Raw genomic sequence first — 19,473 nt, forward strand, 5'->3', positions numbered from 1 at the left:
GATTCTACGTCGAGTGGATGCACGCCGCCGAGATGACATCGCGCATACAGGCAACGGCGCACCATGGCGGAAATGTCGAGGTCGCCGGAGCGCACCATGCGAATACTCACCCTGCTTCTCACCACCCTGTTCGGGCTTGCCCTGACCATCGGTGGTACGCGGCTGCTGACCCTGCAGGGCAGCCCGTTCTACCTGTTCAGTGGTGTGCTGCTGCTGGCGGTGGCCTGGGGGCTGTGGCGACACCGGCGCTGGGCGAGCTGGTTGTACGCCGGGTGGTTGTTGGTACTGCTGGCGTGGTCGTTGTGGGAAGCCGGCCTGTACTGGTGGCCGCTGGCGACCCGGCTGGGCGTTCCCGCCCTGCTGGGCCTGCTGATCGCCCTGCCGGCATCGCGCCGCTCCAGCCCGCATGGCTATACCGGCCCGGCCGGCTGGCCGGTGCTGCTATGTGCCCTGCTGGTGGCTGCAGTGGCCTTTGCCGGCATGCCACGGCACCTGCACGAAATCGATGGCCAGCTGCCCATGGCCATCGTCAACTCCGACGCCTCGCTGGGCGATGACGCGCCGCCTCCGGGCGAGTGGCATGCCTACGGCCGCAGTGACTACGGCCAGCGCTTCTCGCCGCTGGAACAGATCACCCCGGCCAACGTCGGCCAACTGCAACTGGCCTGGCAGATGCGTACCGGTGACATGCGCCTGCCCGAAGACGTGGGTGAAACCACCTATGAAGTCACGCCGCTGAAGATCGGCAACACGTTGTACCTGTGCACGCCACACAGCCTGGCCATCGCCCTGGATGCGGATACCGGCAAGGAGCGCTGGCGCTTCGATCCGGCCGCGGGCATGCAGCCACAGCGGCAGCACCAGACCTGCCGTGGCCTGTCGTATTTCGTCGATCCGGTGACGCCGGCACCGGCACCGGCAGCCAGCGTCTGTACTTCGCGTGTGTTCCTGCCCAGCGCCGATGCCAAGCTGCATGCGCTGGATGCACAGACCGGGCAACACTGCGCCGACTTCGGCAACAACGGCGTGCTGGACCTGCTGCACAACATGCCGTTCAAGCAGCCCGGCTATTACTACTCGACATCACCGCCACTGGTCGCCGGGGGCAAGGTGATCGTGGCCGGTGCGGTCAACGACGATTACGCAGTCGATTCACCGTCCGGCGTGATCCGTGCCTACGACGTGCATACCGGCAGGCTGCTGTGGAACTGGGATTCGGGCAACCCCACCCAGACCGCTCCGCTGGATCCGAATGATCCCGCACAGGTCTATACCGCCAGCTCACCGAACAGCTGGGCGGTCGCCAGCGCCGACGAAGCATTGGGGCTGGGGTACTTCCCGATGGGCAACCGCACCCCCGACCAGTTGGGCATGTACCGCTCACCGGCCGAGGAGCGATACGCCTCTTCGGTGGTGGCACTGGACCTCGCTACCGGCCAGATGCGCTGGGTGCACCAGTTCGTGCACCACGACCTGTGGGACATGGACACGCCGGCACAACCGACGCTGGTTGACCTGGACCTGCCACAGGGCCGCACGCCAGCACTGGTGGCACCCACCAAGCAGGGCGATGTGTATGTGCTGGACCGTCGCGATGGCAGCGCGTTGCTGCCGGTCGGCGAACGCCCAGCCTCGCAGCATGTGGACATCCCCGGCCAGACCACCTCGGCCACACAGCCATACTCGGCATTGAGTTTCGAGCCCAAGCCGCTGCGCGAGGCCGACATGTGGGGCGCCAGCCTGGTCGACCAGATGCTGTGCCGCATCCAGTTCCGCACGCTGCGCTATGACGGCCGCTACACGCCGCCAACCCTGCAGGGCAGCCTCATCTACCCCGGCAACTTCGGCACCTTCAACTGGGGCGGCGTGGCGGTGGACCCCCGGCGGCAGGTGATGTTCGGCATGCCGACCTACCTGGCCTTCGTCTCCCGGCTGGTACCGAAGAGTGAAGCCAGCGGGCGTCAGATGAACAAGGGCGAGCACGGCCTCAATGAGAACAAGGGCGCCGATTACGCGGTGGAGATGACACCCTTCATGTCGCCGCTGGGTGTGCCCTGCCACGTTCCACCGTGGGGCACCGTGGCGGCGGCGGACCTGCGCACCGGCAAGATCGCCTACCAGCGCCGCAACGGCACCATCCGCGATCTGTCACCGCTGCCACTGCCAATCCGCATCGGCGTTCCGGGAATCGGCGGGCCATTGCTGACCGCCAGCGGCGTGGCCTTCATGAGTGCGGCCACCGACAACAACTTCCGCGCCTATGACCTGGCCAACGGCAAGGTGCTGTGGGACGTGCGCATCCCCGCCGGCGGCCAGGCCACGCCGATGACCTACCTCAACAGCCAGGGCGAGCAGATGGTGTTGCTGGTGGCCGGGGGGCATGGCTCCACCGGGACCAAGGCGGGGGACCATGTGCTGGCTTATGCGTTGAAGAAGTGACTGCAAGTCGGGAGCTGCCCTCCCCAACCCTCCCCTCCTTCACAATGGTTGGATCGAACCGCAATCAGCCGGCCAACATCGCCAACAACTTCTGCACGTTGCGCCGGTTCTTGCCCCAATCAACGCACTGCGTTGGCAGGATGCAGGTGCTGCGCAGCACCGCATGATCCGACGCCAGGGTGATCACCATGGTCTCGCCGAACGACCAGAGATTGAAGCCCACTCTGCAGCTGATGGTGCTGCCTTGCCGATGGATATTGCTCCAGCCAGCGCTGCGCATACCGGCCTCCACCGCCTCGGCAGTCTTGATGCCGGGCAACGTGACCTCGTGATACGCAGGAAATGCAAACGTCATGATGGCGACCCTTCCTTGGATGAATCTTAGATATAGCCGACGGAACCGATGGGGAGCAATGGCCCACATCCAAAAAGTGATTGGGCTTGTCCTGAACCTTGATCTGCAGGAGCAACTTCCGGACGCCGGAAGGCCGGTCAACCCAGATCCATCTGCGGCACGTCGTACCAGTGTGCATCCGGAAACTGACGTTGCACCTGCGCGCGGATGAAGTTGCGGCTGTCCGCTGCGATCACTTCATCACTGCTGTCATCACGGCTGTTCCATGCCACGCCATGCAGGGGGATACCGCGCGCGGCAATCGCCTCCAACGACAACAAGGTGTGATTGATGCTGCCCAGGCGCCCGGACGTCACCAGCAACAGCGGCCAGCGATGCCGTGCGACGTAATCGATCGTCAACAACTGTTCGGTCAATGGCACCATCAGGCCACCGGCACCTTCCAGCAGCACCTTTTCGTAGCGCTCGCACAATCGCGCGGTGGCCTGCTCGATGGCGGAGAAATCCAGCGTGCGGTTCTCCAATCGCGCCGAAAGATGCGGCGAGGCGGGATACGCGAACAACACCGGCATCGTGGTGCCATCACGGTCCTCGTCGAACAGGCCGCTGCCCATGATGCGACGGTGCAGCAGGATGTCATCGGACGCACCGATGCAGCCGGTCTGCACCAGCTTCTGGGTGATGACGTGCTCACCCTGCTCGGCCCATTCCCGTGCCAACCAACCGGTCACCACGGTCTTGCCGATTTCGGTGTCGATGCCACTGACGAATATCACCTGCCCGCTCATGCGCGCATATCCTCTTCTTCCAGACCTGCCACCAGCGCCACCATGCCATCGCACAACTGCTGCAGCTGCGCATCGTTGATCACGTACGGCGGCATCACATACACCAATCGACCAAACGGTCGAATCCAGATGCCCTGCTCCAGCATGCGCTGCTGGATGCGATCCAGCCGCAGCGACGCTTTCAGTTCGATCACGCCGATCGCACCGAGCACGCGCACATCGGCGACCTGCGGCAAGCCGCGTGCAGGCGCCAAACGCGCATGCAGGGTCTTCTCGATCGACGCAATCCGGCCCTGCCAATCCTGCGACAGCAGCAACTGCGTCGACGCCAGTGCCACCGCACAGGCCAACGGGTTGGCCATGAAGGTCGGCCCGTGCATGAACACACCCGGTTCACCGGCGGCGATCACATCGGCGATCTCGCGTCGCGTGATGGTCGCGGCCAGGGTCATGTAGCCCCCGGTCAACGCCTTGCCGATGCACATGATGTCGGGAGTGACGCCGGCATGTTCGCAGCCGAACAGGCGTCCGCTCCGGCCGAAGCCGGTGGCGATTTCATCGCAGATCAGCAGCACATCGTGCTCGCGACACAACCGTGCCAGTTCACGCAGGTACTGCGGGTGGTAGAAGCGCATGCCACCGGCGCCCTGCACGATGGGCTCGATGATGAAGGCCGCCAGTTCTCCACCACGCTCGGCGAACAACTGTTCCACCGGTGCGATATCCGCTGCGTCCCACTCGCCATCGAAGGGCGTCTGTGGCGCCGGCACGAAACACCGCGATGGCAATGACGTACCAAACAAGCCATGCATGCCATTGACCGGGTCGCAGACCGACATCGCGTTCCAGGTATCGCCGTGATAGCCCGAGCGCGTGGTGGCGATGTTGTTCTTGCGCGGCACACCACGCGCCGCCTGGTACTGGATGGCCATCTTCAACGCGACTTCCACCGACACCGAGCCGGAGTCGGCATAGAAGATCGCATCCAGCGGCTTGGGCACGATCTCCAGCAGCAGCTTCCCCAGGGCGATGGCCGGCTCATGGGTCAGCCCTCCGAACATCACATGCGACATGCGCCCGAGCTGCTCGATGGCAGCCTGATTCAACTGCGGATGGTTGTAGCCGTGGATGGCACACCACCATGAGGCCATGCCGTCGATCAGCTGCGGGCCGTCTTCCAGCTGCAGCAGCACGCCATCGGCACGCGCCACCTTCAGCACCGGCACGGGACTGCCCAGGGCGCTGTACGGGTGCCACAGGTGCTCCCGGTCGAAGGAATCAATCAACATCGTTGTTCATCAATCACACCGCGTAACGGGCGGCTTGCAGGGGCGGTACCTTACCGCTTGCCGGGGTTGGCTGCATGCATCAGCGGCAACCGGGCCAATGGCCTGGGCTCGGCATCGTTCAGGTATGAATGCGAGCCACGACGACGGGAGGGGATGACTCGCCCCGGGCGTTTCTTCCCTGCTTCACATTCAAGCCATCAAGGCCTCATCAGCGCGGCGTATTTCTACCGCCCTGTCCCCGTGCCCACAGGCTCGACCATGCACACGTCGCCGCTTCCGCTGCGCATCCTGCTGCTCAATCCGCCACATACCGCCATTGGCAGCCGCATCCCGCGCGAGCACCTGCCGCCGCTGGGTCTGTTGAGCATCGGTGGCCCGTTGCTGGACGCCGGCCATGAAGTGCAGCTGCTCGATGCCGACATCGGGCCGTTGCCGATGCACCACATCATCGAGGCAGTGGCGCGCTTCGCGCCGGACGTGGTGATGATGGGCCACTCCGGCTCCAGCTCGGCGCATCCCACGGTGATCCGCATCGCCGATGCATTGAAGCGATGCCTGCCCGGCGTGTGGATCGTCTACGGCGGCGTGTTCCCCACCTATCACTGGCAGGACGTGCTGCGCGGTGTACCGGCCATCGACTGCATCGTCCGTGGCGAAGGTGAGCACACCACCCTGCAGCTGGTGCAGGCATACGCAGCCGGCCATGACCTGCGCACCGTCGCGGGGATCGCACTGCGTGTCGATGACGTGCCCACCAGCACCGGCGATGCGAAGATGATCGTTGACCTCGACGCCTACCGCATCGGCTGGGAACTGATTGACCACGACCGCTACTCCTATTGGGGCGGACGCAAGGCCGTGGTGGTGCAGTTCTCGCGCGGCTGTCCCTATCTGTGCAGCTACTGCGGCCAGCGCGGATTCTGGACACGCTGGCGCCATCGCGATCCGGTGTTGCTCGCGAAAGAACTGGCACGCCTGCATCGGGAGCACGGCGTGCAGTTGATCAACTTCGCCGACGAGCTGCCTACCGGGTCGCGCAAGGCATGGAAGGCCTTCCTCAAAGCGCTGATCGCCGAAAACGTACCACTTGGCCTGGTCGGTTCCACCCGCGCCGGTGACATCGTGCGCGATGCCGACATCCTGCACCTTTACCGACGGGCCGGGGTGATCCGCTTCCTGCTCGGCATCGAAAGCTACGAGGCCGCCACGCTGGCGAAGATCCGCAAGGGTGCCGACACCACGGAAGACCGCCACGCGATCCAGCTGCTGCGCCAGCACGGGATTCTGTCGATGGCGACCTATGTGGTCGGCTTCGAGGAAGAAACCGACCGCGACTACTGGAACAGCCTGCGCCATCTGCTCCGCTACGACCCGGACCAGATCCAGCTGCTGTACGTCACCCCGCACCGCTGGACGCCGTACTTCAACGATGTCGCCAACCGCCGTGTGATCGAGCGCGATCAGCGCAACTGGGATTACAAGCACCAGGTGCTGGAAACCAGAGGTGTTCCGCCGTGGCGGGTGTTCCTGTGGTTCAAGTTCATCGAAGCGGTGATGCAGCTGCGGCCGAAGGCATTGTGGCGGGTGTTGCTGCAACCCGATCCGGAACTACGCCATGGCATGCGCTGGTATACGCGGATGGGTCGGCGCGTATGGCCGCACGAAGTCTTCGGTTTCCTGCGCAATGTGCTGCGGATGCGCCCGTCCATCACTGTTGCCGGGTTCTGGGGTGGAAGTGATCAGCTGCCGGAAGAAGCGTTGGCCAAACCGCAGCGCCAGCGCCGGCCGATTGCATTGCAGGTCGTCACCGCAGCACCGGCTTCCGCCACACTGGACGCCGGAATTCCCGCACCGGGTTCGATCAGAAGTGAGCGGCATCAATGATGGGGTTCATCAGCGCCATCTTCACGATGTTCGCACTTCCCGCAGCGCTCTACTTCTTGGCGCTGCTGGGTATCGGCTTCTTCAGCCGCCTGGCGTTCGATGTGATCGCAGTGCTGAGCATCATGCTGTTGCTGACCTCATGGCTGGCCAGCAGCGGCTTTGATGCGCTGGTCATGTTCGCCCTGGCCTGTTTCCATGCCGCCATAACACCTTTCGCGCGATCACGGCTGCCGCACGGAACACGCCGTTTCCAGCGCGATGCCGGATCCGTGGACGGTGGCAATTGACGCCACCGTCCGCGGATCCGGGCTCAACGCCCTGCATACCGGCAGGCGCAGCCACACCGCCGTGGTTGCTTACGGCTGGGCCGGCAGCGATGCCATGTCGATGACGAAGCGGTAGCGAACGTCCGATTTTTCCATGCGCTCGTAGGCATGGTTGATCTCTTCCATGCGGATCATTTCGCAGTCCGGCAGGATGTTCTTCTCGGCGCAGAAATCCAGCATTTCCTGGGTTTCACGGATGCCACCAATCGGCGATCCGGCAACGCGGCGGCGGCCCAGCAGCAGCGGCACGCTGTTGATCTCGTCCATCGGCCCGACCTGGCCGACGATCACCAGGGTCCCGTCCACATCCAGCAGCGGCAGATACGGGCCCAGCGCATGCTTGACTGGCACCGTGTCGATGATCAGATCGAACGCTGACCGTGCCTGCTTCATCGCCGCCTCATCACTGGAGACCAACAGACGATCTGCCCCCAGCGCCAGTGCGTCGGCCTGCTTGTCCGGGCTGCGACTGAGCACGGTGACTTCGGCGCCCAGCCCCACCGCCAGCTTGACCGCCATGTGCCCCAACCCTCCAAGGCCGATCACGCCAACGCGACTGCCCGGGCCGACGTTCCAGGTACGCAGCGGTGACCAGGTGGTGATGCCGGCGCACAGCAGCGGCGCGGCGCGGGCCAGATCCAGTCCCTCCGGCATGCGCAGGCAGAACTCCTCGCGCACCACCAGATGCTTGGAATATCCCCCATGGGTGTGTTCGCCGGTGATGCGGTCAGCACCGGCGTAAGTGCCGGTGTTGCCTTCACGGCACAGCTGCTCTTCCCCCTTGTGGCACTGGTCGCATTCCATGCAGCTGTCGACCATGCAGCCCACTGCCACGTGGTCGCCCAGCCTGTAGCGGGTGACGTCGGGACCTACTTCGATCACCCGGCCCACGATTTCATGGCCCGGCACAATCGGGTAATAGCTCCAACCCCAGTCATTGCGGGCGGTGTGCAGGTCTGAATGGCAGACGCCGCAATAGAGGATTTCCATCGCCACGTCGTTGCCACGCAGTTCGCGGCGCTCGAAGGCATAGGGGGCTAGTGGCGAGGTGGTGTCGAAAGCGGCATAACCGAGGGTTTTCATGGGCGGCATCCTGTAACAGGCGAAGCGGGAAACCCATGCACGGCGGCGCGTGGCCTGCCATCACGGGACAGACGACAAGTCTAGACAGTTGCCCGTGACGGATTGAGTAGCACCGGCCCATCCGGTCATGAGCGGCTCACCCGCGTGCTCGCGACGCCCCCGCTCGCGTACGGCAGCTGCCGTCGATGAAGGCCCCAGTGCGGCGGCCCGCACCGGCATATCCGCAAATGGCTGCCCTGCAGCAACCGCCCAGGAATCAGCGGCGCCGGTAATTCTCCTGTAGCTCTTCAAGCTGCGCTGCCGCCGCCATCATGCCGCCGATCCGATCGAGCAGTGAATTGATACTGCTGCGATGCGCGGGTTCGTTGGGTGAACCAGAGGTGGCCCGCAATGCACGCCGGGTAAGAATTGCGAGGGACCGAAGCTTGTCCAATCGTTGCGAATACGACCAGGTATGCGTGGATGTGACCATCTCATGCGCCAGCTCATCCAGGTCGGCGCGCGCTTCTTCATAGTTCATGTGTCACATCCTGAGCGCGAGGAGCACTCAATGTCCTTTCAGCATAGGCGCTTTGTGCGCCGCAGGCGTGACGACAAAGATGAATGAGAACGGCAATGCACGAAGCCGCACCGGCGGTTCGTCGATCGCGCCACGCATGCCTGATCAGGCACTGGCCTGAGGCGGCTGCGACGTCGCAACGATCTGGCCCATGGCAAGTTGCCTTCAGGTTCTCGGTAGTTGGCCCGGGCATCGCAATGCGCCGGGCCGCCATTGATGCAAGCGGGCTCATCAACGCTGAGCGGTACTCAGAAGCTGCCCTGCAGTGCCACCTCCCAGCGGCTGCCGGCAAAGTCATCGCCGAGCAAGTCACGCGCATGGCGGTCGGTGGCATGCGCGCTGATCCGCAGCTCCAACGGCGCGGTGATCGCCCAGATCGCACTCAGCTGCCCATGTGCATAACCGCCGCCGGGGGCGTCCTGCAGTGTGTAGTAGCCGGCCAGCATTTCCATGCGCAGGTGCTCACTCATCGGCACGCGTGCCCCCAGTTGGCTGTAAAGGCCATCCTGGGTGGTGCCCAGCGCCTCGGGTGACCACCCCAGCGACAGCCAATAGTTGTCTTTCCAGGTCAGCGTGGTGTTGAGCTCGGTCCAGTTCAGATCGACCGTGGTGGACGGATAGCGGTAGTGCAGTACGTTGGCGTCCAGTGCCCAGTCCTCACTCAGCTGTCGGCCCCAACCCACGGTGAAATCCAGCTCGCTGCTGGCATGGGTTTCGGGTGCGAATTCGACGCTGGAGCCCCATGCCGAGGCATAGAAACCGCTCTCGCCGGCGATCTTGAAGCCTGCCTGCACGGCGGCATCGCCCTGGCTTTGGGTGGAACCACGCCAGATGTAGTCGCTGGTGAGCGCGGCGCTGCCGCTGACTTCATGGGCAGCAGCACTGCCGGTGGCGGCCAGCAGGATCAGCAGAAGGTGGCTGCGACGCAGCATGCGTCGGGAATGTTGAAAGGCTTTCATCGGGTTTCCAGAATGGCCGCGCACACCGCGCGTCCCTGTGGAAATGATGTCCTCGCTGCCCATAAACCGACGATGGCGCAGGTACCGCCGCGCTATCAAATCTGCGTAAAAATCGTGGCTCTCAATCGTGTGGACGCCGATCAGGCTCGGCCTCGTGGATGAACACCGTATACGTGTCGGCCGGATGTGGCACCTGTACCAGATCCAATGCGTGGCCGATGGCGCCACGGTGGTAAGTACCGTGGTTGATGACATGGAACAGGATTTCCTGCCGGTTCATGCAGCCACCACGGCCATCGACGAAATCGAATGTCACCGTTTCCTGCAGCTGCTGCGGATCCAGCGCAAGGACATAGGCGGCGTACCAGGCCTGCAGCTGCTCAAGCCGCTGCGCCAGCTGTTCCAGCGTCGGCACGTCCGCGCTGTTGGTGGCCGCATGCGGTGGCACCTCACCCAGCAGGCGCGCCCGGAACAGCTCCTCGACCATTCGCAGGTGGTTCAACTGCTGGCAAACGAACGCCAACGTGGCGGGAAACGCCACTGCATCCACCTGCGCGATGGCAGCCAGCGTGCGCCGCGTTGCCCAATGTTTGTAGTTGAAGGCTTCGATCAGCAAGTTTGTGTTCCCGGCTGCAGCGAGTGCTGAATGATCAGGATAACGATGCCACGTGTCAGCGTCAGGCAGCAACGGCAGCAGGTAGACGTAAGTCAGCAACTACCAGGAAATGAGCGGGCCGGGGAACATCGACAATCCCCTCCATCCGCAGCCATCGCCGGACGTGGCACTCGACCCCCGCCTGCAACTGGCGGCTTATCCAACGGCGCCATATCGAACAAGCGAATCGGCATCAGCGCGGCCGCGATTGGCCAGCAGAAGTACGTTACGGCAGGCCCCATCAGCGGCAGAATAGCGCGCCCTCCCCTCCCCCCACGCTGATGAAGCCCCTCTCTTCGCTTCCACAATCGCTGCGCAACTGGCTGAGCATCGAGCGCAACCAGACCAACCATGGCGAGAAGTGGATATCGGCGCTGGGAGCGTTGATCGGCATTACCGTGGTCTACCAGCTGACCCACTGGTGCTTCCCGCATGGCTTCGGCGGCGCGCCAGGTGGCGCGATCCTGCTGGCTTCGATGGGTGCCTCGGCGGTGCTGGTGTTCGCGGTGCCACATGGTGCCCTGTCGCAACCGTGGTCGGTGATGGCCGGGCACCTGGTCTCGGCCTTCATCGGCGTGAGCTGCCAGAAACTGGCGCCGGACCAGGCCTGGACCGGTGCATTGGCGGTGGGCCTGGCAGTGGGCGCCATGCATTACCTGCGCTGCATCCATCCGCCCGGCGGCGCCACCGCGCTGGCAGCGGTGATCGGTGGTGCTGACGTGCATGCCTTGGGTTACCAGTACCTGCTGACGCCGGTGTCGATCAACGTCGCCGCCATCCTGACCGCAGCGGTGCTGTTCAACGCCTGTTTTGCCTGGCGCCGCTACCCGGTGCACCTGCACAGACGGCGGCAACAAACCGCGCCGGTCGCGTCGGCACAGCGCAGCGTCGATCTCACCCAGGAGGATTTCCACGCTGCCATCAGCCAGCTCAATTCGTTCGTGGACATCACCGACGACAACCTGACCGAGCTGTTGGAGCTGGCCAAGCAGCATGCCGAACGCGATGCGCTGCATCCGGCGCTGATCGCGCCGGGACGCTACTACAGCAACGGCCGCCTTGGCCGTGCCTGGAGCGTGCGCCGTGTGTCCGTGACACCAGCGCTGGAAGGACCCACCGCGCAGCGGCTGGTCTATGCCGTGGTGGCCGGCAACGGCATCGGCAACATCGGCCATGCCACCGCGGACGACCTGCGCCAGTGGGCACGGTTCGAGGTGGAACTGCAGCACGGTGGCCGCTGGGCCAAACGACAGCCCAGCTGAGCCGACACGAGGCAGGTCTCAGCCTGCCACCCAGATGCCGCCACCCTGCGTGCAGCTGGCCGGCAGATCCGCCAGGTCCTGTGGCGTGCGCTCGTAGTAGTAGCCGTCGAACTTGCCACCGAACAGCTTCTTGCAGCTGCCCTGTGACGGCGCCGGGCAGGCCGCCATGTAGGTGACTTCGCCGGCCTTGCCGCCCATCTGCGCCGAGGTCTGCGCCAGGCCGCCACAGATGCGTTGCAGGTCGGCCTCGCTGGAAGCGGCAGTGGTCTGTACGCAGTCACGTGAGCGGATGGTTTTGCCCATGAGCGTGAATTCACCGGCGATCATGCAGGCATGTGTTGCTGCCGCCGGCGCTACCGACGTGTGTACGACGCTGCCGGGGCTTGTCACCGGTGCAGACGCGGCCGGTGTTTCCGGCGCTGCCTGCGGTGCGGTGCTGGCCGCGGGCGCCGGTGCGGCGCCGCCACAGGCAGCCAGGCTCAACAGACAGGTTACTGCCAACAGGACCTGCCGATTCGGAATCAATACTTCCATGCGTGCTCCTTGCGTGATCGGGCGTGGCGCCGATGGTAATCCGCGGGCGCACCATGAATCGGCACTGCCGCACAGACAGCTTCGTTCCTTCGCGTCTTCTCGACACTTTCACAACGACCCAAGGGCGACATTGGCCGCCCCGGCGCCGCCATGGCCGTGGCCTCGAAGGCAGCCGTGACGGCTGCCATCAACCCCAGCGGAGGTTTCCCATGTCCTATGTTGATGGTTTCATTGCCGCCGTACCCACGGCCAACAAAGAGAAATTCCTCGCGCATGCGCGTACCGGCGACGCGGTATTCATCGAGTTCGGCGCCCTGCGCGTGGTGGAATGCTGGGGCGACGACGTGCCGCATGGCCAGCTCACCGATTTCTTCCGCGCGGTGCAGGCCACCGATGAGGAAACCGTGGTGTTCTCCTGGATCGAGTGGCCCGACAAGGCCACGCGCGACGTCGGCATGCAGAAGATGATGGAAGACCCGCGCATGGACCCGGCCACCAACCCGATGCCCTTTGATGGCAAGCGCCTGATCTATGGTGGCTTTGCACCACTGCTTGATCTGACGAAATAGCGCGCCGGCAGCGGGCGCGTGCCGGATCCGCGCTGCGGCACCCCTCAATCGCGGTCAGGCGCACCCAATGGAAACAGCGGTCGATAAGGGCGCGCCTCCTCCACGGCACGCGCGAATGATGGCCGCTTCAACAGCCGCGCACGGTACGCACGCAGCAGCGGATAGGCTTCGCCGATGCGGTGCACCCAGTCCGCGTAAAACAGCGACGGCGCGGCCGCGCAATCGGCCAGGGTGAAGGCATCACCGCAGGCCCAGCTGCGCCCGGGCAGCTGGGTTTCCGCCCAGGCGTAGCCCAGCTCCAGCTTGTCGCGAGCATGCGCCAACGCATCCCGTGCCTTGTCCGCATCACCACTCAAGGCGCCGCCCACCGCATGCTGCACCGGGCTCATCACGTGCAGGTCGAAGAAGCGGTCAAGGAAACGGGCGTCCAGGGCCTGCCGCGCATCATCGGGCAGCAGGCGTACCGCGCCAGGCCGCGTCTGCTGCAGGTATTCGATGATGATGCTGGTTTCCACCACCGCGGTGTCGCCATCCAGCAGCAGCGGGAACTTGCCTACCGGCCACCGCCGCAGCCATTCGGCGGCGTGTTCCGGCGTCTCCGGGCCAAGGCAGCGGAACTCAAAGGGAATGTCGTTCTCATACAGCGCTATCAGCACTTTCTGCGTGTACGAAGAAAACGGATGACCGTAGAACGCCAGCGACATGGCTTCACTCCCTGGAGGCGGGTGCGTCCCGCGCGGCGATCGTTGTAACGCTGCGTTGCGGCCCATGCAACCGCAGCGGTTGGCAATCAGTCCCGTGCCGGGCAATCACTCTGGGCTGGCTGGCCGGAGAAGCGCTGTGCGATCCATCCAATCGCATCATTGGCCGACGCGATGGCCGTGGTGGCGTGACCGGTGTCGGCCAATGCCACATAGCGCGCAACCGCACCGCGCTGGCAACTACGCTCGAAGAAGCCGCGCGTCACCGGCGAGGTCACCAACTTGTCACCGTCGGATTGGACGATCAGCAGCGGCGGCGCGCCTGCGTCCAGCGCACTCAGCGAATTGCGCGCCATCAGCGCGTCCCAGGGCGCGTGCCCGCTCAGGTCCAGGTTGCCCAGCCGCAGGCGTAAACGCAGCACCCGCAGCAGCGCGCCGGCCGACAGGCGATCGCCTTCGCAGGCGCTGGTGGCACGTTCAATCACGCCACGCGTGGTGCGGTCGGCAATGGTGGCGATATCGGCGCCATACACCTTTGACCAGCTTTCGGCGGTGAAGGCCGTGAGCAATGCGCGCACGGTGACATCAGCCTGCTTCATGTTCTCGGCCAGCTCGGTTGGCGGTGATACCGCGGCGATGCCCAGCATCTGCAGATCCGGCGCATAGGCCTGGGCGCGACGCCCACTGAACAACGCGGCATGGGCACCCTGCGAGTGGCCCCAGGCAACAAAACGCGGCCCGGCATGTGCTTGTGCAAAGTTGCGCGCTGCTCGCACTGAATCCAGCACCGCTGCGGCCGCAGCATCACCCACCAGATAGGCGTGCGGGCCGCGCGTGCCGAGGCCGGGATAGTCGGTCGCCACCACCGCCCAACCCCGCGCCAGCATGAAGACCAGGCCGGGAATCTGATCCAGCGTGCGGATCGGCGTGCAGGACGAAGCAATGCCGACCGTGCCATGCGCCCAGGCCACCACCTCGCGCCCGGCAGGCGGCGCGGCGCCATCCGGCACCACCAGCACGCCACTGGATTGCGTGCGATCGCCGTCAACGTCGGTGGTTTCATAACGGATGCGCCACGCCTTCGCCCCCGCCGGCGCATCGTTCATTGGCCTGGCGCTGAGCAGCCGCCCGGGTTCGGCGGCGGCCGGCAGGGACACCATGCCGCCGATCACCATCAACAGCGTGAACCCCAGCACCTTGCGGACCTTCGTCTCCATGCCGTCAGCTCCATCAAACAAAAGGAATCGCCGTCCATGCTCGCGGTGATCCACGATGACGCCCGCATTGGATCGTGGAGGAAGCCCTCGTGAACCCGCGCAGCCTGCCAGCAGACACAACAGAACCCGGCAGCGACAAGCTCCGCCAGCCCGCGTGCTCAGTTCCTGGCGCCGCTCACCGTGGCATCGGGCTCAATCAATGCCTGCCCGGTGCTCACCAACTGGATGAACTGCGCGCGCTCGCCTTCCGGGTCATCCCCACGCGCCTCCCGCGCCGTTGCCAGAATCTGTTCCCAGCTCCAACCCGGCATGCGCTGCCCACCGCGCAGCGCGTCGGCAAAGCCCGCCACCGCCGATGCAAAGCGCAACGATTCACTCGGCGTGGCCTGCAGGCTGCTGGCCAGGATCGGGCGGGTGATCAAGGCGCTCTGGTCCTGCCCCGGCAGCTTGTAGCGCAGGCGTACTTCGGCCACTTCGTTGCCATGATCCTTCGCCGCAGCCGGCGTGTCGCCGTAGCGCAATGCAGGCAGCTGCTCGGCACCGCTGCCAACCGGGACGATCTCATACAACGCGGTGACTTCATGGCCGGGGCCGATGTCGCCGGCATCCACCTTGTCGTTGGCGAAATCCTCGTTGTTGAGCACACGGTTTTCGTAGCCGATCAGGCGGTACTCCGACACCCGCGCCGGGTTGAACTCGACCTGGATCTTCACGTCGCTGGCGATGGTGAACAAGGTGCTACCCATCTCGCGCACCAGCACGCGGCGCGCCTCGGACAGGCTGTCGATATAGGCGTGGTTGCCATTGCCGACATCGGCCAGGCGCTCGGCCATCGCATCGTTGTAGTTGCCAGTGCCAAAGCCCAGCGTGGTCAGCGCGATGCCGCTCTTGCGGCGGTCGCCGACCAGGGTCTCCAGCGCTCCGCGATCGGCAATGCCGACATTGAAATCACCGTCGGTGGCCAGGATGACGCGGTTGGCACCGCCTTCGATGAAGGATTGCGCGGCCATCGCATAGGCCAGTTCGATGCCCGCACCGCCGTTGGTGCTTCCCCCCGCCTGCAGCTGTTCCAGCGCGGCCAGGATCTTGCCGCGCTGGTCCCCACTGGTGGGTTCGAGCACCAGTCCGGCTGAACCCGCGTAGGCCACGATGGCTACGCGATCCTGCTTGCGCAGCTGCGGCACCAACTGCGCGAAGGCGCGCTTGAGCAGCGGCAGTTTGTCGTCCGAGTACATCGAGCCGGAGGTATCAATCAGGAACACCAGGTTCATCGGCGGCAGGCTGGCCTGGGCCTGCTCATAACCCTTGATGCCGATCATCATCACCTGCTTGCGCTTGTCCCACGGCGCATTGGCCAGTTCGGTGTGCACGCGGAACGGCGTGGCCTTGTCGGCCGGCACCGCGTAGTTGTAGTCGAAGTAGTTGATGAATTCCTCGGCACGCACCGCATCGGCCGGTGGCCGCACGCCGCTCTCCAGCATGCGCCGCACATTGCTGTAGCTACCGGTGTCCACATCCACCGAGAAAGTGGAGACCGGCTGCTCGGTGGTGCGCTTGACCGGGTTGTCCGCTGGCCGCTCGTAGACCTCGGTATTGGCCCCAGGCACAGCCAGCGAGCCGGTCATGACGATGGCATTGAGGCTGGGTGCTGGTGCCATTCTTGCCATCGGTGGCGGTGGTGGCAGTGGCGAGGCCCGTGGCGGGGACATTGGCGAGGGCGCGTATCCGTCGTCCTTCACCTTCTGGGAGCAGGCCGTCACGACCACGACGGCCACCAGCACCATCACGCAACTGCGTACTTTCATCGGCCAACTCCTTGCCTAGGGTTGGGCGGAGCATAACGCCCCGCCCCCCTTCGGCAACAAACTGCCGGTATCAGGCGCGCAGGCTGGCCAGCGAATCGTCCTGCAACTGCGCGTAGATGCCGAATTCGTCACTGACCTTGGCCCCCAACGCCTGCTCGAATGCATCGCGGTTGGCACGTGCGGCGTAGGCGCGCTGCTCACCGCCACCGAGGTTGGACTGGAAGATTCCCGCAGCGCTGACCGGCAGGAAATCCTCGTAGATGATCGGATCGGCCGTTGCCAGGCCGCGTTCGATCAGCACTTCCGCCGGCAGATCACGCTCGCCCGCCGGCAGCGCCTTGCCGGCCTCGGTCAACGCATAGCGGTAGTAGCCCAAGCCTTCGCGGCGCAGCACGCCATGCTCGTCCGGAAAATCCTCGAATGCCGTCTGCAGGCGTTGCACATAGTCGCCGCCGGTGCTGCCAGCGCCGCCACTGTCGCGCGCCTGCGCCAGCAGCGTGTCGTACAGCGCGCGGCCCTTCGGCGTCAGCGCCAGGCCGCGTTGTTCGATCTCGCCAAACCGCGCGGTGTGAGTCCCCGCTTCGTTGTCGTCATCGGACGGGAAATGCACCATTTCCTCCAACGCCTTGAAGCTGGTCTGGCGCAGCAGGATCGGGCATTCACGACGCGGCGGACCTTCGATCACCGCCTTGGCGGCCAGCCCACGCACCTGCATCTGCGCCTGTGCGGCATCGATGTCCAACGTGCGCGGAGTGAGGTGGTTGATGTGCGGGCCACGGAAGCTGACCACATCGGCCACCAGGCGATGCGCGCCATGCAGCGCGTGGTAGGTCTGCAGCGACACGGTGGCTTCGTTGTGCCACCGGAAGGTTTCCAGCGCCTCGACCACAAAGCGCCATGCATCGTCTTCACTCAGGCCACCCTCGCGCTCGCACTGTGCAATGAGCTGCAGCACGCCGGGGGTGAAGATCTCACGACGGGAAAGAATCTCCGCCGCCTGCGCACGCAGGGCCTCGTCTTCGATCAGTTCAAGACGCAGCAGCGAGGTGAACACCCGGAACGGGTTGCGGTTGAGCGCCTCACCCTCCACCGGGCGGAACGCGGTGGAGTGGACTGGCACGCCCGCGACGGACAGGTCGTAATAGCCCACCGGCTGCATGCCCATCACCGCGAACAGACGGCCCAGCGTCGCCAGCTCCTGTGCGGTGCCGACACGGATGGCGCCGTGGCGCTCCACGTCCAGGCGATCGCGCTCCCCGCTGCGCTGCATCTGCTCGGCCAGCGCCGGCTGCGCGGCCAGCACCGCGGCGTTCACCTCCCCGACCAGCTCCACCAGCGTGCCGTACAGCGGCACTTCGGTGCGGTACATATGCGACATCGCCTGCGAGAACAGGCTGCGGATGTGATCTGAAGAAACGAAACGGTCGGCGGTCATGACGAAGTACGCTGGCGCTGGATCGAAGGAGCCGCCATTTTCGCCCGGAATGCGCAGCGCCGACCACTGCAAGGCAACAAAGATGGCGTGACCAATACCCGCAGGAGCAGCCTCGGCCGCGAAGCCGACAATGCAGCCGCTGGCAAAGGGTTTGCAATTGCAGACAACCCGGGCGCGGTCTCGGTACCGGCTTCGCGCCGGAAGGCGCTCCTACCTGTCCGTCCTGCGCGCGGCCGCATCCCGCTGGGCGCGATCCCCCAGCTGGCGCTTGAGCAGCGCATCCAGGGTGATCGGCCGGTCCCAATGGTCGTAGCTGGCAACGATGGCATGGCGCAACGCGCGCCAATGCAGGTTGTCCGGCGGCGGCTGCAGGCTGTCCAGTACGGCTTTCCAGCCGGCGTCGGGCATGTCGCTGCGGGCACGTACCAGCGTGCGGCAGGAGGTACCGGTCACTTGCGCCCAGAAACAGGCGAAGTAGACATCGCCGGGCTTCCAGCCGTGGTTGCGCAGCAGCGCTTCCACGTAGGCCGGCCGGGCCCCCGCATACCGCGACAATTCGTCTATGAAGGCTTCTGGGTAACGCGCAGCATAGGCATTGATGTCGGCCAGTTGCCGGTCAACCCAGGCATCACCTGTGCCCGCCATGTACTCGGCAACGGCGGGTGCGGTGGCCGGCGACTGCTGTGCCTGTGCGGCAAACGGCGCGGCTGTCAGCAGACCCAACAGCAGCGCGCAGTGGACAGGCCACTGCGCCATGCGATGCCGGGTGGCCGCTGCCATCCTCAGTTGCCCGCCGCCTGTGCGGCAATGGCACGCACCGCATCCGGCCACTGGTGCGCGGTATCGGCGTGGTGCAGGCGCGGGGCGTCGTCGGACACGCCGTGCTCGGCTTCGTGCGCCCAGGTGACGGCATACGGCGTGTACACGCCCCAACCGCCCAGGCCCAGTACCGGCTCGATGTCCGAGCGCAGCGAGTTGCCGACCATCACGAAACGCTCCGCCGGCAGCTTGAACTCGGCCAGCACGCGCGCGTAGGTGGACTGATCCTTCTCCGAAACGATCTCGATACGCGGGAACAGATCACGCAGGCCCGAGCGTTCGATCTTCTGCTCCTGGTGGAACAGATCGCCCTTGGTGATCAGCACCACCGGGTAGTCGGCGGCGATGGCGGCCACTGCCTCGCGCACGCCGTCGATCACCTCCACCGGATGCTGCAGGGTGCGGCGGCCGATCTCGATGATCTGGTGCAGGTCGTGGGCGGAGATTTTTTCACCGGTCAGCTCGATGGCCGCTTCCAGCATCGACAGGGTCATGCCCTTGGCGCCGTAGCCGAAGATCTCAAGGTTGCGGCGTTCGACCTTGAGCAGGTGCTGTGCGGTCTGCGCATCATGCAGGTCGATGTAATGGCCGAGGATGGCTTCAAAGTCCTGCTCGGCCTGCCGGTAGTAGTCCTCGCTCTTCCAGAGCGTGTCATCGCCATCAAAGCCGACCAGGCCGATGGCGGAAAGGGATGAGTTCTGGTTCATGCCGCACAGGATAACGCGTGGGTGCTGCGTGGTGGTTTTGATGCCGCAGAAAAACCCTCACCCCAACCCCTCTCCCGCCAGCGGGAG

General features: G+C 64.9%; 20 protein-coding genes. 6 read left to right on the plus strand and 14 right to left on the minus strand.

Annotated elements, in window-relative coordinates; all coding sequences use genetic code 11:
* Positions 1–96: 96 nt before the first annotated feature.
* Positions 97–2,439 carry a membrane-bound PQQ-dependent dehydrogenase, glucose/quinate/shikimate family gene (locus ABB26_RS12635; protein ID WP_057634720.1) on the plus strand — a complete coding sequence of 781 codons (2,343 nt, stop codon included), beginning with the start codon at positions 97–99 and terminating at the stop codon, positions 2,437–2,439.
* A 64-nt stretch (positions 2,440–2,503) separates the two neighbouring features.
* Here the strand turns inward: ABB26_RS12635 and ABB26_RS12640 are convergent, their stop codons facing one another.
* The 3 genes from ABB26_RS12640 to bioA all read right to left on the minus strand — a co-directional run bounded on the left by ABB26_RS12640 (position 2,504) and on the right by bioA (position 4,871).
* Positions 2,504–2,794, minus strand: coding sequence for a hypothetical protein (locus tag ABB26_RS12640; protein WP_057634688.1), 291 nt, complete (start codon positions 2,792–2,794; stop codon positions 2,504–2,506).
* A 137-nt stretch (positions 2,795–2,931) separates the two neighbouring features.
* Positions 2,932–3,582: a dethiobiotin synthase gene (bioD, locus tag ABB26_RS12645; RefSeq protein ID WP_057634690.1), complete on the minus strand. Its 651-nt coding sequence runs from the start codon at positions 3,580–3,582 to the stop codon at positions 2,932–2,934.
* Positions 3,579–4,871 (minus strand): adenosylmethionine--8-amino-7-oxononanoate transaminase, encoded by a 1,293-nt coding sequence (bioA, locus tag ABB26_RS12650; protein ID WP_057634692.1) that lies wholly within the window; start codon positions 4,869–4,871, stop codon positions 3,579–3,581. Before bioA ends, bioD begins: the two co-directional genes overlap by 4 nt.
* 258 nt (positions 4,872–5,129) lie before the next feature.
* On the opposite strand from bioA, the gene bchE reads away from it, so the two are divergent.
* Both bchE and ABB26_RS12660 read left to right on the plus strand, forming a co-directional pair.
* Positions 5,130–6,755, plus strand: coding sequence for a magnesium-protoporphyrin IX monomethyl ester anaerobic oxidative cyclase (gene bchE, locus ABB26_RS12655; protein WP_211261966.1), 1,626 nt, complete (start codon positions 5,130–5,132; stop codon positions 6,753–6,755).
* The gene (locus ABB26_RS12660; protein WP_152982670.1) at positions 6,755–7,042 is read left to right on the plus strand and encodes a hypothetical protein; all 288 of its coding nucleotides are present in this window, start codon (positions 6,755–6,757) and stop codon (positions 7,040–7,042) included. Before bchE ends, ABB26_RS12660 begins: the two co-directional genes overlap by 1 nt.
* Positions 7,043–7,111: 69 nt before the next feature.
* Here the strand turns inward: ABB26_RS12660 and ABB26_RS12665 are convergent, their stop codons facing one another.
* From ABB26_RS12665 to ABB26_RS12680, 4 genes are all read right to left on the minus strand, one after another.
* Entirely contained in the window at positions 7,112–8,164 is a 1,053-nt protein-coding gene (locus ABB26_RS12665; protein ID WP_057634696.1) for an NAD(P)-dependent alcohol dehydrogenase, read from the minus strand.
* 256 nt (positions 8,165–8,420) lie between these two features.
* Positions 8,421–8,684, minus strand: coding sequence for a hypothetical protein (locus tag ABB26_RS12670; protein WP_057634699.1), 264 nt, complete (start codon positions 8,682–8,684; stop codon positions 8,421–8,423).
* 287 nt (positions 8,685–8,971) lie between these two features.
* Positions 8,972–9,682: a TorF family putative porin gene (locus ABB26_RS12675; protein ID WP_245626215.1), complete on the minus strand. Its 711-nt coding sequence runs from the start codon at positions 9,680–9,682 to the stop codon at positions 8,972–8,974.
* 121 nt (positions 9,683–9,803) lie between these two features.
* Positions 9,804–10,298 (minus strand): DinB family protein, encoded by a 495-nt coding sequence (locus tag ABB26_RS12680; protein WP_057634721.1) that lies wholly within the window; start codon positions 10,296–10,298, stop codon positions 9,804–9,806.
* Between the two features lie 320 nt (positions 10,299–10,618).
* On the opposite strand from ABB26_RS12680, the gene ABB26_RS12685 reads away from it, so the two are divergent.
* The gene (locus ABB26_RS12685) at positions 10,619–11,599 is read left to right on the plus strand and encodes an HPP family protein (RefSeq protein ID WP_057634702.1); all 981 of its coding nucleotides are present in this window, start codon (positions 10,619–10,621) and stop codon (positions 11,597–11,599) included.
* An 18-nt stretch (positions 11,600–11,617) separates the two neighbouring features.
* Here ABB26_RS12685 and ABB26_RS12690 read toward each other — a convergent pair whose 3' ends face one another.
* A complete protein-coding gene (locus ABB26_RS12690; RefSeq protein ID WP_057634705.1) occupies positions 11,618–12,133 on the minus strand; it encodes a hypothetical protein in 516 nt (171 codons plus the stop codon).
* Between the two features lie 209 nt (positions 12,134–12,342).
* Between ABB26_RS12690 and ABB26_RS12695 the strand changes: the two genes are divergently transcribed.
* A complete protein-coding gene (locus tag ABB26_RS12695; protein WP_057634706.1) occupies positions 12,343–12,702 on the plus strand; it encodes a DUF1428 domain-containing protein in 360 nt (119 codons plus the stop codon).
* Between the two features lie 44 nt (positions 12,703–12,746).
* On the opposite strand, the gene ABB26_RS12700 is transcribed toward ABB26_RS12695, so the two are convergent.
* The 3 genes from ABB26_RS12700 to ABB26_RS12710 all read right to left on the minus strand — a co-directional run bounded on the left by ABB26_RS12700 (position 12,747) and on the right by ABB26_RS12710 (position 16,278).
* Positions 12,747–13,406: a glutathione S-transferase family protein gene (locus ABB26_RS12700; RefSeq protein ID WP_057634709.1), complete on the minus strand. Its 660-nt coding sequence runs from the start codon at positions 13,404–13,406 to the stop codon at positions 12,747–12,749.
* A gap of 86 nt (positions 13,407–13,492) precedes the next feature.
* Entirely contained in the window at positions 13,493–14,620 is a 1,128-nt protein-coding gene (locus tag ABB26_RS12705; RefSeq protein WP_057634710.1) for an alpha/beta fold hydrolase, read from the minus strand.
* Between the two features lie 158 nt (positions 14,621–14,778).
* On the minus strand, positions 14,779–16,278 hold the full coding sequence (locus ABB26_RS12710; RefSeq protein ID WP_245626216.1) for a vWA domain-containing protein: 1,500 nt from the start codon (positions 16,276–16,278) through the stop codon (positions 14,779–14,781).
* Between ABB26_RS12710 and ABB26_RS19310 the strand changes: the two genes are divergently transcribed.
* Positions 16,244–16,444 (plus strand): hypothetical protein, encoded by a 201-nt coding sequence (locus tag ABB26_RS19310; RefSeq protein ID WP_057634713.1) that lies wholly within the window; start codon positions 16,244–16,246, stop codon positions 16,442–16,444. The genes ABB26_RS12710 and ABB26_RS19310 overlap by 35 nt on opposite strands.
* 51 nt (positions 16,445–16,495) lie before the next feature.
* Here the strand turns inward: ABB26_RS19310 and hglS are convergent, their stop codons facing one another.
* From hglS to ABB26_RS12730, 3 genes are all read right to left on the minus strand, one after another.
* Positions 16,496–17,860: a 2-oxoadipate dioxygenase/decarboxylase HglS gene (hglS, locus tag ABB26_RS12720; protein ID WP_057634724.1), complete on the minus strand. Its 1,365-nt coding sequence runs from the start codon at positions 17,858–17,860 to the stop codon at positions 16,496–16,498.
* A 210-nt stretch (positions 17,861–18,070) separates the two neighbouring features.
* Positions 18,071–18,640, minus strand: coding sequence for a hypothetical protein (locus ABB26_RS12725; protein ID WP_245626217.1), 570 nt, complete (start codon positions 18,638–18,640; stop codon positions 18,071–18,073).
* A gap of 2 nt (positions 18,641–18,642) precedes the next feature.
* The gene (locus ABB26_RS12730; RefSeq protein WP_057634715.1) at positions 18,643–19,386 is read right to left on the minus strand and encodes an HAD family hydrolase; all 744 of its coding nucleotides are present in this window, start codon (positions 19,384–19,386) and stop codon (positions 18,643–18,645) included.
* Positions 19,387–19,473: the final 87 nt, after the last annotated feature.

This window comes from Stenotrophomonas humi (assembly GCF_001431415.1).
Lineage (GTDB): Bacteria > Pseudomonadota > Gammaproteobacteria > Xanthomonadales > Xanthomonadaceae > Stenotrophomonas > Stenotrophomonas humi.